Source organism: Streptomyces sp. NPDC059534 (assembly GCF_042743475.1).
Lineage (GTDB): Bacteria > Actinomycetota > Actinomycetes > Streptomycetales > Streptomycetaceae > Streptomyces.
This window is the reverse complement of sequence record NZ_JBHWAQ010000043.1, coordinates 1-11,956: the sequence shown is the minus strand read 5'-3', so window position 1 is coordinate 11,956 and position 11,956 is coordinate 1. Positions and strand designations below refer to the sequence as shown.

13 protein-coding genes and 1 tRNA gene are annotated in these 11,956 nt (G+C 72.1%); 8 read left to right on the top strand and 6 right to left on the bottom strand.

The window, feature by feature from the left end; genetic code table 11:
- The first annotated feature begins 7 nt into the window (after positions 1-7).
- Positions 8-685 (top strand): hypothetical protein, encoded by a 678-nt coding sequence (locus ACFVZH_RS34080; RefSeq protein ID WP_384903540.1) that lies wholly within the window; start codon positions 8-10, stop codon positions 683-685.
- Positions 686-765: 80 nt separating this feature from the next.
- Here the strand turns inward: ACFVZH_RS34080 and ACFVZH_RS34075 are convergent, their stop codons facing one another.
- Both ACFVZH_RS34075 and ACFVZH_RS34070 read right to left on the bottom strand, forming a co-directional pair.
- Positions 766-1,149, bottom strand: coding sequence for a hypothetical protein (locus tag ACFVZH_RS34075; RefSeq protein WP_384903538.1), 384 nt, complete (start codon positions 1,147-1,149; stop codon positions 766-768).
- 60 nt (positions 1,150-1,209) lie between these two features.
- Positions 1,210-1,281: transfer RNA gene (locus ACFVZH_RS34070), tRNA-Cys, on the bottom strand.
- A gap of 180 nt (positions 1,282-1,461) precedes the next feature.
- Here ACFVZH_RS34070 and ACFVZH_RS34065 point away from each other — a divergent pair.
- The 6 genes from ACFVZH_RS34065 (at position 1,462) to ACFVZH_RS34040 (ending at position 7,708) form a co-directional block, all read left to right on the top strand.
- Positions 1,462-2,934 carry an MFS transporter gene (locus ACFVZH_RS34065; protein WP_384903537.1) on the top strand — a complete coding sequence of 491 codons (1,473 nt, stop codon included), beginning with the start codon at positions 1,462-1,464 and terminating at the stop codon, positions 2,932-2,934.
- A gap of 42 nt (positions 2,935-2,976) precedes the next feature.
- On the top strand, positions 2,977-3,177 hold the full coding sequence (locus ACFVZH_RS34060; protein WP_017237051.1) for a ribbon-helix-helix protein, CopG family: 201 nt from the start codon (positions 2,977-2,979) through the stop codon (positions 3,175-3,177).
- On the top strand, positions 3,174-3,566 hold the full coding sequence (locus ACFVZH_RS34055) for a type II toxin-antitoxin system death-on-curing family toxin (protein WP_384903535.1): 393 nt from the start codon (positions 3,174-3,176) through the stop codon (positions 3,564-3,566). Before ACFVZH_RS34060 ends, ACFVZH_RS34055 begins: the two co-directional genes overlap by 4 nt.
- Positions 3,567-3,689: 123 nt before the next feature.
- Positions 3,690-5,483, top strand: coding sequence for a DEAD/DEAH box helicase (locus ACFVZH_RS34050; protein WP_384903589.1), 1,794 nt, complete (start codon positions 3,690-3,692; stop codon positions 5,481-5,483).
- A 440-nt stretch (positions 5,484-5,923) separates the two neighbouring features.
- The gene (locus ACFVZH_RS34045) at positions 5,924-6,565 is read left to right on the top strand and encodes an IclR family transcriptional regulator (protein WP_017237054.1); all 642 of its coding nucleotides are present in this window, start codon (positions 5,924-5,926) and stop codon (positions 6,563-6,565) included.
- Positions 6,566-6,913: 348 nt separating this feature from the next.
- The gene (locus ACFVZH_RS34040) at positions 6,914-7,708 is read left to right on the top strand and encodes a S16 family serine protease (protein WP_384903533.1); all 795 of its coding nucleotides are present in this window, start codon (positions 6,914-6,916) and stop codon (positions 7,706-7,708) included.
- Here the strand turns inward: ACFVZH_RS34040 and ACFVZH_RS34035 are convergent.
- The 4 genes from ACFVZH_RS34035 to ACFVZH_RS34020 all read right to left on the bottom strand — a co-directional run bounded on the left by ACFVZH_RS34035 (position 7,641) and on the right by ACFVZH_RS34020 (position 10,484).
- Positions 7,641-8,960, bottom strand: a complete 1,320-nt coding sequence (locus ACFVZH_RS34035; RefSeq protein WP_384903532.1) for an MFS transporter — start codon at positions 8,958-8,960, stop codon at positions 7,641-7,643. The two genes, ACFVZH_RS34040 and ACFVZH_RS34035, sit on opposite strands and share 68 nt — an antisense overlap.
- 31 nt (positions 8,961-8,991) lie before the next feature.
- Positions 8,992-9,201: a hypothetical protein gene (locus ACFVZH_RS34030; RefSeq protein ID WP_384903530.1), complete on the bottom strand. Its 210-nt coding sequence runs from the start codon at positions 9,199-9,201 to the stop codon at positions 8,992-8,994.
- Between the two features lie 20 nt (positions 9,202-9,221).
- Positions 9,222-9,803 (bottom strand): helix-turn-helix domain-containing protein, encoded by a 582-nt coding sequence (locus ACFVZH_RS34025; protein ID WP_384903528.1) that lies wholly within the window; start codon positions 9,801-9,803, stop codon positions 9,222-9,224.
- A 204-nt stretch (positions 9,804-10,007) separates the two neighbouring features.
- Complete coding sequence (locus ACFVZH_RS34020; RefSeq protein ID WP_384903526.1) at positions 10,008-10,484, bottom strand: Lrp/AsnC family transcriptional regulator; 477 nt, start codon at positions 10,482-10,484, stop codon at positions 10,008-10,010.
- A gap of 121 nt (positions 10,485-10,605) precedes the next feature.
- Here ACFVZH_RS34020 and hppD point away from each other — a divergent pair, with 121 nt between their 5' ends.
- On the top strand, positions 10,606-11,751 hold the full coding sequence (hppD, locus tag ACFVZH_RS34015) for a 4-hydroxyphenylpyruvate dioxygenase (protein ID WP_384903524.1): 1,146 nt from the start codon (positions 10,606-10,608) through the stop codon (positions 11,749-11,751).
- The last annotated feature ends 205 nt before the right edge of the window (positions 11,752-11,956 follow it).

The window sequence follows — 11,956 nt, the reverse complement described above, 5'->3', positions numbered from 1 at the left end:
GCGGACAGTGAACGACACGAGGCGGAGGCTGCCGGGGATCGCCGCCGTTGCCCTGGCCGCGGCCCTGGTCCTGACCGGGTGCTCCGGCGAGGGGGACGGCGAGCGGGAGGGGCGCGCGGAGGCCGTGTCCCCGGCGGCGCTGAAGAACTGCGGGCAGGTGTTCGGGGAGCGGAACGTCGAGGCGCTCCGGACCGACCTCGGGGAGGGTTTCCAGCCGCACGACCGCTCGCTCACCGAGATGAAGGAGCGGATGCTCGCGGAGGCGCAGGCTTGGAATCCCGACACGGACAAGCTCTCGCGGACGACGTTCCGTCCCTGTCAGATCGAGGGCCGGGTGGACGGGAAGGAAGCCTGGGTCAACGCCAAGGTCGGATGGTCGACGTACGACGTGACCTTCGTGACCGACGGGAAGCACGCGCGCGATTTCCGTGAGGTGGCGAAGGGGGTCTATCTCGACAGCCGTGAGGGGCTCGACGGCTACCCCCTCATCATGTCGTGCACGGTTCCCGGCACCCGCGCCGGACAAGGCGAGGAGCTGCCGCTCCAGGTCTCCGTGGCCGACACGGACCGCACGGACCGGTCCGTGTCCACGGACCGGCTCCTGAAGTCCCTCGCGGAGAGCACGCGCGCACTCCTCGGCTGCGCGGAGAAGCCCCCGATCCCCGACGGCCTGCTGAGAAGGTGACCGTTCCCGGCGCCCTGCCGGGGTGAGGCGGCGAGCGTGGGGCGGGCTCACGCCTCGGCCGTCTCGGCGGCGGGGGGGCCTCAGTCCTCGGCGGTCTGCGCGGCCGGGGACAGCTGGGACAGGAGGAGGACCGTCGCGCGGGTGATGAGGGCGGCGAGGAGGATCGTGGCGAGGCCGTCGATCCGCAGGTCGGAGAGCTTGGGGCCCAGCCAGGACAGCAGCCACCAGATGAGGGCGTCCTGGACGAAGCCGGCGACGCCGAGGGCGAGGAGCGCGGGGAGCGGCACGCGGCCGGACGGTCCGATGTGGACGACCTGGGTGAGGACGACGATCACCACGGTGGCGAGGAGGACGGCGAGGGCCGCGTCGACGGTCTCCGCGCCCAGGGTGATGCCGGGCAGCAGCCCCCCGGCCAGCGCCACTCCGACGAGGACGCCGAGCTTGCGTACGCCTTGATCGCTCATGGGGGGACTCTGGCACAGCCGACCTGCGGATGTGAAGGTTCCGTAAGGAAGATCATTCAGAGACCGTGATCGGAATCGAACCGACGTAACTCGCTTTGCAGGCGAGTCCCTGAACCACTCGGGCACACGGTCGTGTGGTGCAACGAGTACGACCGTAGGCGGGGTCCGGAAGGGGCTCAAGGGGTTCCCGGGCCGTGCCATACGACTGCCACACGGCCGCAACACTCCGTTCGCGGTCGTACGTCCAAGGACCGAGGGGAGCCGGGACTCCTGACAGGGGTCACCGAGCGCTTCACCTCTTACCCTGGGGGAATGAGCGCCCTCGAACCCCGCGACGCCGACGTCGCCCCGCACCCCGGGCCCCGTGCCGCCCTCGACGACGACGCCCAGGGGTCCGTCCTCGATCCGGCCCACCGGGCGCTCAGCATCGGCATCGTCTCCGTCGTCCTGCTCATCGCCTTCGAGGCGACGGCCGTCGGCACCGCCATGCCCGTCGCCGCCCGCGAGCTGGACGGCGTCTCCGTCTACGCCTTCGCCTTCTCCGCGTACTTCACCACCAGCCTCTTCGGCATGGTCCTGGCCGGCCAGTGGTCCGACCGCAGCGGACCGCTCGGCCCCCTCGCCGCCGGGATGAGCGCCTTCGCCGCCGGACTGCTCCTCTCCGGGACGGCCGGCACCATGTGGCTGTTCATCCTCGGCCGGGCCGTGCAGGGGCTCGGCGGCGGCCTCGTGATCGTCGCGCTGTACGTGGTCGTCGGCCGGGCCTACGCCGAACACCTCAGGCCCGCGATCATGGCCGCCTTCGCCGCCGGCTGGGTCGTCCCCTCCGTCGTCGGACCCCTCGCCGCCGGAACGATCACCGAGCACCTGGGCTGGCGCTGGGTCTTCGTCGGCATCCCCGCCCTCGTCGTCCTCCCGCTCGCCCTCGCCCTCCCCGCGATACGCCGCACCGCCTCGGGCCCCGCCGACCCGGAGGCGCCCGTCGCCCCCTGGGACCGGCACCGAATCCGGCTGGCGCTCGGCATCTCCGCGGGCGCGGCGCTCCTCCAGTACGCGGGCCAGGAGCTGCGGTGGCTCTCGCTGATTCCGGCGGCCGCGGGCGTCGCGCTCCTCGTGCCCGCCGTCCGCGGGCTGCTGCCGCGCGGCACCTACCGGGCCGCCCGGGGCCTGCCGTCCGTCGTCCTGCTGCGGGGCATCGCCGCCGGCGCGTTCATCGCGGCCGAGTCCTTCGTGCCGCTGATGCTGGTCACCCAGCGGGGCCTGAGCCCCACCCTGGCGGGCTTCTCCCTCGCCGCCGGCGGCCTCACCTGGGCGCTCGGCTCCTGGATCCAGTCCCGGCCGTGGACGGAGCCGTACCGCGAGCGTCTCGTCGTCCTCGGCATGGTCCTGGTCGCCCTCGCGATCGCGGCGGCGCCGAGCGTGCTCATCGCCTCCGTGCCGGTGTGGGCGCTCGCGGTGGTCTGGGGCTTCGGCTGCCTCGGCATGGGCGCCGTCATCGCCTCCACGAGCGTGATCCTCATGAAGCTCTCCGCCCCCGAGGAGGTCGGCGCCAACTCCGCCGCCCTCCAGATCTCCGACGGCCTCTCCAACGTCCTCCTGCTCGCCGCGGGCGGCGCCGCCTTCGCGGCCCTGGGCGGCGGCGCCGTCGGCCACGCCGTGACCTCCCACGCCGGCGCCGGCTCCCACCCGGCGGCCTTCGCCGCGGTCTTCCTGCCGATGGCGGGCGTGGCGGCGGTCGGGGCGTGGGTGGCGACGCGGCTGCACGCGGCGCCGGCGCAAGGCTGAGTCTCCGGTACCAGATTGACCCCACGGTGGTACCGTTCTGGTATGGCTATGAACCTGCGTCTCCGCGACGACCAGACCGAGGCCCTGAAGCAGCGCGCCGAGCAGGAGGGCACCAGCATGCACGCCATACTGCTGCGGGCCGTCGACGACTACCTCGCGCGTACGGCCCAGGAGGCCATCGTGCGCAAGACGGCCATGGAGCAGGCGACCAAGTGGCACGAGCTGATGGAGCGGCTCAAGTGACCTGCGTCTACCTCTCCGGCGAAGACGTCCTGATCATCGCCGAGCACGCGGTCGACGACCAGAAGATCGTCGTCCGGGACGCCGGGCTGCTCGACTCGGCGGTGCACCGCCCCTCGGCCGCGATGTTCGGGGAGGAGGCGTATCCCGACCTCCTGGCGAAGGCCGCCGCGCTCCTGCAGTCCCTCGCGGTCAACCATCCCTTCGTCGACGGCAACAAGCGCACGGCCTGGCTGTCCTGCGTCACCTTCCTCGCCATGAACGGCGTCCAGCTGCGGCCGGACATCGACGCCGCGGAACGCCTGGTCATCGCCGTGGCTACCGGCGAGACCGACGAGGTCGACGTGATCGCGGACGGGCTGCGCGAGCTGATCGCCCCCGACGCGGGGTGAGTTCCCCCGCGACGTGAGCTGAATCGCAACCGGGGCGCACCCACCTGGTTTCATACGAGGTTCCGACCGGGCCGCCGGTAAGGTGGCCCGGTTGTCATATCTGGACGAGCGTCGAACCCGGAGATCGTGACTACTACCACCACCACCTCACATCACCTTTCTCCCGCCTTCCCAGGACGGGCCCCGTGGGGTACCGCCGGCAAGCTGCGCGCCTGGCAGCAGGGGGCGATGGAGAGGTACATCCAGGAGCAGCCCCGTGACTTCCTCGCGGTCGCCACGCCGGGCGCCGGCAAGACCACCTTCGCGCTGACCCTGGCGTCGTGGCTGCTGCACCACCACGTCGTGCAGCAGATCACGGTCGTCGCGCCCACCGAGCACCTGAAGAAGCAGTGGGCGGCCGCCGCGGCCCGCATAGGAATCAAACTCGACCCCGACTACAGCGCCGGGCCGCTCAGCAAGGAGTACGACGGGGTCGCCATCACGTACGCCGGTGTCGGCGTCCGCCCGATGCTGCACCGCAACCGGTCCGAGCAGCGCAAGACCCTCGTGATCCTCGACGAGATCCACCACGCCGGAGACTCCAAGTCCTGGGGCGAGGCGTGCCTGGAGGCGTTCGAGCCCGCGACCCGGCGCCTCGCGCTGACCGGTACGCCCTTCCGGTCGGACACGAACCCGATCCCCTTCGTCACGTACGAGGAGGGCAACGACGGCATCCGGCGGTCCTCGGCGGACTACACGTACGGCTACGGCAACGCCCTCGGCGACGGCGTCGTGCGGCCGGTCATCTTCCTCTCCTACAGCGGCAACATGCGCTGGCGGACCAAGGCGGGCGACGAGATCGCCGCCCGCCTCGGCGAACCGATGACCAAGGACGCCGTCTCGCAGGCATGGCGCACCGCGCTGGACGCCAAGGGCGACTGGATGCCGAACGTGCTGCGCGCCGCCGACCGGCGGCTGACGGAGGTCAGGAAGTCCATCCCGGACGCCGGCGGCCTCGTCATCGCCTCCGACCAGGAGTCGGCCCGCTCGTACGCCAAGCTGATCCGCGAGATCACCGGCACCAAGGCCACCGTCGTCCTCTCCGACGACAGCGGCGCCTCGAACCGCATCGACGAGTTCAGCGAGAACGACGCCCGGTGGATGGTCGCCGTCCGCATGGTGTCCGAGGGCGTCGACGTCCCCCGCCTCGCCGTGGGCGTGTACGCGACGACGATCTCGACCCCGCTGTTCTTCGCGCAGGCCGTCGGCCGTTTCGTGCGTTCGCGCAGGCGCGGCGAGACCGCGTCCGTGTTCCTTCCGACGATCCCCAGCCTCCTCGGCTTCGCCAACGAGATGGAGGTCGAGCGCGACCACGTCCTCGACAAGCCCAAGAAGGCGGGCGAGGACGACCCCTACGCCGAGTCCGAGAAGGAGCTGGCGGAGGCGGAGAAGCTGCAGGACGAGGACACCGGCGAGCAGGACATGCTGCCCTTCGAGGCGCTGGAGTCCGACGCCGTCTTCGACCGCGTGCTCTACAACAGCGCCGAGTTCGGCATGCAGGCCCACCCCGGCAGCGCCGAGGAGCAGGACTACCTCGGCATCCCCGGCCTCCTCGAACCCGACCAGGTGCAGCTGCTGCTGCAGAAGCGCCAGGCCCGGCAGATCGCGCACAGCCGCAAGAAGCCGGACGACGAGGCGGACCTCCTGGAGCTGCCCGCCGAGCGGCGCCCTGTCGTTTCCCACAAGGAACTGCTGGAGCTGCGCAAGCAGCTCAACACGATGGTTGGCGCGTACGTCCACCAGACCGGCAAGCCCCACGGTGTGATCCACACCGAGCTCCGCCGGGTGTGCGGCGGGCCGCCGAGCGCCGAGGCCACCGCCGGACAGATCCGGGAACGGATCAAGAAGGTGCAGGAGTGGGCCACCCGGATGCGGTGACCCGGGGCACCGGATGCGGTGACCCGGGGCGAGGACCCCGAGCATGACCGAGGCCCGTACGACGTCGTTCGTACGGGCCTCGGCCGTCCCGCGGCGGCGGGACACACCGGCGGCCGGCCCCCACGGTCGGCCTCCGGGCACCCTCCACGCTACGGGCACGACAAAGCCGATCTTGTCCGCCAAAGTCCTCAGTCCGGCCGACGAAGGTCCCGAACCGTCTCTATCCGGTCGCCGACGCCCGGATTCTGGACGAGGTCTTCCGCTGAGCGGAGCGGGTCGCTACTGTCCCGGCTCAAAAGCAATCGCCCCGTGGCAGCGCCGCCGCGGAGCGCAGCCGGTGTACCCCTTCCTGCCGGCGGCCTCTGACGTGCGTCGCCGACGGGACCGGCGTCGCAATCCCGTGAGAGCCCGTCGCCACTCACTCCGAAGGAGAGGGCGTCGTGACCGCGGAGACCTCCCAGACGCTCGACCGGGGACTCAGAGTCCTCAAACTGCTCGCCGACACCGACCACGGCCTGACGGTCACCGAGTTGTCCAACAAACTCGGTGTCAACCGGACCGTCGTCTACCGTCTGCTCGCCACGCTCGAACAGCACGCCCTGGTCCGCCGCGACCTCGGCGGACGCGCCCGCGTCGGCCTCGGTGTGCTGCGGCTCGGCCGCCAGGTCCACCCCCTGGTGCGCGAGGCCGCCCTGCCCGCGCTGCGCTCGCTCGCCGAGGACATAGGGGCCACGGCCCACCTGACCCTCGTCGACGGGGCCGAGGCGCTCGCCGTCGCGGTCGTCGAACCGACCTGGACCGACTACCACGTCGCCTACCGGGCCGGCTTCCGTCACCCGCTGGACCGGGGCGCCGCCGGCCGCGCCATCCTCGCCGCGCGCCAGGGCTCCTTGATCGAACCCGGGTTCACCCTCACCCACGGCGAACTCGAAGCGGGCGCCAGCGGTGCCGCCGCGCCCCTCGTCGGCGTCACCGGCGTCGAAGGCAGCGTCGGCGTCGTCATGCTCGCGGACGCCGTCCCCGAGCGCGTCGGCCCCCGCGTCGTCGACGCCGCCCGCGAGGTCGCCGACGCCCTCCGCTGACCCCGCGGCCCCGCCACCGACGCGGCACGGCCCCGCGCCCCCGCCGACACGGCGCGGCCCCTGTGCCTCCGCCGTCGTCGCGGCGCGGCGCCCGTGACCCCGCCGGGCCTGCCCACCCCCCCCACGTGTGGGCAATCGCCCCGCTGGGGCGGGGACGGGTGGGCACACGGGACGGCGCCCCCGGCCGGGCCTGGGCATCCGTGCCCGGGCCCGCACCGCGACGGGTGGCGAACAGCGACAGGCGGGAGGCCGCGGCGGCTGCGCACGTACCGCCGTCTCCCGCCCCACCGCGCGTACCCCCGGCACACCCACGCCCCGGCCCCCCGCGCGCCCCAGTAGATTGGGGACGTGCTCTCCAGTCTCTCCCGCCCCCGTGCCCTCGCGGTGTGCGCCCTCCCCGTCGCCGCGCTCTTCGCCGTCGTCGGGCTCGCGCCCCTGCCGTACGCGATCGCGCAGCCCGGCTCGACCGCCGATGTGCTGGGCAAGGACCAGGGCCGGGAGATCATCACGATCACGGGTGCCCCGGTGCGGCCGACCGAGGGACAGCTGCGGATGACGACGATCGTCGCGACGGGGCCGTCGACGGACGTCGACCTCGGCGACGTGGTCGACGCGTGGTTCCGGACGGACCGGGCCGTACTGCCGCACGACTCCGTCTACCCGTCGGGGAAGTCCGACGCCGAGATCGAGAAGCACAACCTCGGACAGATGAAGGAGTCGCAGGACGCGGCCACCCTCGCCGCCCTCGGCTATCTGAAGATGGACCCCGCGAAGGTGAAGGTGGACCTGCACCTCGCCGACATCGGCGGGCCCAGCGCGGGCCTGCTCTTCTCCCTCGGCATCGTCGACAAGCTGGACGGTGACGGGGACGGCGGCGACCTCACCGGCGGCGGGATCGTCGCCGGTACGGGCACGATCGAGGCGGACGGCACGGTCGGCGCCGTCGGCGGGGTCTCCCTGAAGACGCAGGCCGCCGCGCGGGACGGGGCGACCGTCTTCCTGGTGCCGAAGGACGAGTGCTCGGACGCGCGGGCCGAGCTGCCGAAGGGCATGCGGCTCGTCCCCGTCACCGCGCTCAACGACGCGGTGGCGTCCCTCCGGGCCCTGGAACAGGGGCAGGAGAAGCAGGTTCCGGCCTGCTGACCCCCGGGCCGCCGGGGCTCTTCCCGGCGGGCGGCGCGTCCATGCCGCGCCAGGAGGGGAGGATCACCGGCGAGAGCGTGGCCAGGAAGTACAGCGCGCCGACCGTGAGCAGCGCCGTGGTGATGCCCGTGCGCTCGACCAGGAGTCCGGCCGCGAGCCCGCCGAGCGGGGTGGTCAGCAGCACGCTGGCGGTACTGGCGCTGCCGACGCGGCTGCGCAGCTCCTCGGGGACGGTCTCGTAGAAGACCGCGCCGAGGATGGGGTTGAGGACCCCGGCGCCGAGCCCGCCGAGCGCCATCGCCACGAGCAGGGGTGCGGTGGTGTCGGTGAGGGCCGCCGTCACGTACACGGGTGGTCCGGCGAGCAGGAAGCCGACCGTGACGACGGGGCGGCGCGGGAAGCGGTGGCCGACCGCCGCGTAGAGCAGGGCGCCGGCGAGGGCGCAGCCGCCGAAGACGGCGACGAGCAGGCCGAGCGCCGTCGAGCCGCCGAGTTCCTCGCGCGCGTGGACCGGCAGGAGGACCGCGCTCCAGCTCTGGGCCAGGCCGTTGGTGATCATCACCATGAGGTTGACGCCGAGGATCAGCGGGGTGCGCAGCAGGAACGCGTAGCCCTCGCGCAGGTCCGACCGGTAGAGCGCGAGGGACAGCGGCGGTGCTCCGCGCGTGGGTTCGGCGGACGGCACGCCGCGCAGGCCCATGAAGGCGAGGAGCGCGGAGACCGTGAAGGTGGCGGCGTCGACGTACAGCACGGTGTCGGCGCCGATGAGGGCGACGAGGAGGCCGGCGAGGGCGGCGCCGGTCATGCGGGCGCCGCGTGAGACCGCGTCGTAGAAGCTGGTGGCGCGGGAGAGCGGCATGCCGGCCCGTGCGGCCAGGTCGGGGGTGAGGACGTTGCGGGCGGTCTCGCCGGGGGCGTGGAAGAAGCCGGTGACGGCCATCAGCGCGCACAGCATCCAGAACCGGAGTACGCCGGCGTGGTTGAGCAGCGGGATGGCGGCGAGCGCGAGGGCGCAGACGAGGTCGGAGGCGACGGAGACCCGGCGGCGGCCGATCCGGTCGATGACGGGGCCTCCGACGACGGCGGAGGCGATGACGGGCAGAGCGGCGCAGAAGGCGACGAGCCCCGCCTTGCCGGGGCTGCCGGTGGTCTCCAGGGCGAACCAGGGGACGGCGATGAGGGTGAGCGAATTGCCGCTGATGGAGATGGCGTTGGCGGCCAGGACGGTGGTCAGTGGTGTGCGCGGGTGCACGGGTGGTTCCCCCCGGGGTGGTTCGGCTCCGTCAGGTGGCGGTGGTGAAGCGGGTGGTGGCGGTGGGGCCGGGCGTGGCGAGCCTGAGGCCGAACTCGACGAGCTTCCAGCCGAGTTGGACGCGAAGCGCCGGGGTGGGGGCGGGTGCGTGGAGCGGGGTGCGCGACCGGGTGGCGGCGGCCTGCCGGTGGAGCTCGGCGGCGTGCAGCCCGTGCAGCTGGAGGTGGATGTCCGCGTGCATGGCTCGGGGGTTTCCTTCCGTCAGTTGTCGTGCTGCGGGAACGCGTGCAGATGGATGCGTACGCGCTCGGCGCCCGGCGCGTCCGCCTCTTCGATGTCCCGGTACGTCTCGATGAGGGCGTGCATCTTCTCGTCGAGCTCGCGGAGCTTCTCGGGGGGCAGGCGCAGGGTGAAGTCGCTCATGTCGGAGGCGCCGAGCCAGCTCGGGTCCCAGTCGTGCCAGGTGCCGAGGTAGGTGCTCAGTTCCTGGGTGTGGATGGTCGCGATCTCGTGGACGTAGATGTCGAGGGCGCCGCGGACCTCCGGGTCCGGGTTCCGGTAGAGCGACTCGTCGACGCTCGTGCCCTGCTGGCCTGCCTTCCACCACCGCTCGCGCCCCTTGCCGCGCGTCGGGTCGTCCTCCACGAAGCCGTGGGCGGCGAGCTGGCGCAGGTGGTAGCTGGTCGCTCCGCTGGACTCGCCCAGCTGCTCGGCCAGTTGGGAGGCGGTGGCGGGGCCGTGCCGGCGCAGGGCGCGCAGCAGCCGGATGCGGAGCGGGTGGGCGAGCCCGCGCAGGGAGCGCGGGTCCAGTTGGCGGCTCAGGTATTCCTCGGGCTCGGGCATGTTCCGAGCGTAGAGTTGCAAAGAACCAGTTGCAAGGGATTCTTTGCAACTGGTTCTTTGTAAGTGGCGGCCGGGGTCTCCGGGCTCCTGGCGCCCCGGGCCGGAGTCGCCCCCGGCCGGTGTCGCCCCGGGCCGGTGTCGCCCCCGGTCGGCGGCGCCTCCGGTCCGGCGGCGGCTCCGGAGTCCCGTCGCGAAGAGGGCCCGCTACAGCGGCTCGTCCCCGGCCGCCTGCTCCACCAGCGGGATGATCCGCAGCGGCACCGGGTTCTCCATCACGATCGCCGTGGAGGCCCGGACGATGCCCTCGAAGCCGACGACGCGGTCGATCACCCGCTGGAGGTCGGCGTTGGAGCGGGCGACCAGCCGGCAGAGCATGTCGCCGTGGCCCGTCGTGGTGTGCAGTTCGAGCACCTCGGGGACGGTCGCCAGATGGCCCCGGACGTCCGCGCCCTGGCCCTGCTTGATCTCCAGGGTCGCGAAGGCGGTGACCGGGTAGCCCAGCGCCGCCGGGTCCACCTGGGGTCCGAAGCCGCGGATCACCCCGCTCTCCTGGAGGCGGTCCAGGCGCGCCTGGACCGTGCCGCGCGCCACCCCGAGGCGGCGGGACGCCTCCAGGACGCCGATGCGGGGCTCGCGGGCCAGGAGCCCGATCAGCCGGCCGTCCAAATGATCGATCGCCACAGCGCTCTCCCCATGGTCATGATGTACAAGTCGCACCGCCATACTCGACGATCGCTGTACAAGTTGACCAGTAGATTAGGGAACTCTTGCGCACCTTGCCGAACGGCGGGACATTGCTGCCATGACTGAGACCATCGATCACACCCCTTCCACCGCGCGTAAGGCCGATCCCTTCCCGGTCAAGGGAATGGACGCGGTCGTCTTCGCCGTCGGCAACGCCAAGCAGGCCGCGCACTACTACTCCACCGCCTTCGGCATGAAGCTCGTCGCCTACTCCGGACCGGAGAACGGCAGCCGCGAGACCGCCAGTTACGTGCTCACCAACGGTGCCGCCCGTTTCGTGTTCACCTCCGTCATCAAGGTCTCCACCGACTGGGGCCGCTTCCTCGCCGACCACGTCGCCGAGCACGGCGACGGCGTCGTCGACCTGGCGATCGAGGTGCCGGACGCGCGGGCCGCGTACGCCTACGCCGTCGAGCACGGCGCCACCGGCATCACCGAGCCCCACGAGGTGAAGGACGAGAACGGCACCGTCGTCCTCGCCGCCATCGCCACCTACGGCAAGACCCGCCACACCCTCGTCGAGCGCTCCGGCTACGACGGCCCCTACCTGCCGGGCTTCGTCACCGCCAAGCCCATCGTCGAGCCGCCGGCCAAGCGCACCTTCCAGGCCATCGACCACTGCGTCGGCAACGTCGAACTCGGCAAGATGAACGACTGGGTCGGCTTCTACAACAAGGTCATGGGCTTCACGAACATGAAGGAGTTCGTGGGCGACGACATCGCGACCGAGTACTCGGCGCTGATGTCGAAGGTCGTCGCGGACGGCACCCTCAAGGTGAAGTTCCCGATCAACGAGCCGGCGATCGCGAAGAAGAAGTCGCAGATCGACGAGTACCTGGACTTCTACGGCGGCGCCGGCGTCCAGCACATCGCCCTCGCCACCAACGACATCGTCGCCTCGGTCCGGGCGATGCGGGCGGCGGGCGTCGCCTTCCTCGACACCCCCGACTCGTACTACGACACCCTCGGCGAGTGGGCGGGCGAGACCCGCGTGCCCGTGGAGACCCTGCGCGAGCTGAAGATCCTCGTCGACCGCGACGAGGACGGCTACCTGCTGCAGATCTTCACCAAGCCGGTCCAGGACCGTCCGACCGTCTTCTTCGAGATGATCGAGCGCCACGGCTCGATGGGCTTCGGCAAGGGCAACTTCAAGGCCCTCTTCGAGGCGATCGAGCGCGAGCAGGAGAAGCGCGGCAACCTCTGACCGCCACCGCGGTACGGGGCCCGGGGCCACGCCCCGGGCCCCTTCACACGCGCCCGTCCGGCCCCGGGGCCCCTCGCCGTGTGCCGCTCCCGCGGCCGTGACCGGGCCCACCACGTTGTGGGCAACTGTTCCGCTGGGGCGGAACGGGTGGGCACAACGGAACGGTGCCCGTTGCCGGGCCTAGGCTTCCGCGCCCGAACCCGCA

Excerpts from the sequence above, each read along its gene's own strand:
- hppD (WP_384903524.1), top strand. The coding sequence starts at position 10,606 with ATGACTGAGACCATCGATCACACCCCTTCCACCGCGCGTAAGGCCGAT.
- ACFVZH_RS34075 (WP_384903538.1), bottom strand. The coding sequence starts at position 1,149 with ATGAGCGATCAAGGCGTACGCAAGCTCGGCGTCCTCGTCGGAGTGGCG.
- ACFVZH_RS34025 (WP_384903528.1), bottom strand. The coding sequence starts at position 9,803 with ATGCCCGAGCCCGAGGAATACCTGAGCCGCCAACTGGACCCGCGCTCC.
- ACFVZH_RS34060 (WP_017237051.1), top strand. The coding sequence starts at position 2,977 with ATGGCTATGAACCTGCGTCTCCGCGACGACCAGACCGAGGCCCTGAAG.
- ACFVZH_RS34065 (WP_384903537.1), top strand. The coding sequence starts at position 1,462 with ATGAGCGCCCTCGAACCCCGCGACGCCGACGTCGCCCCGCACCCCGGG.
- ACFVZH_RS34030 (WP_384903530.1), bottom strand. The coding sequence starts at position 9,201 with ATGCACGCGGACATCCACCTCCAGCTGCACGGGCTGCACGCCGCCGAG.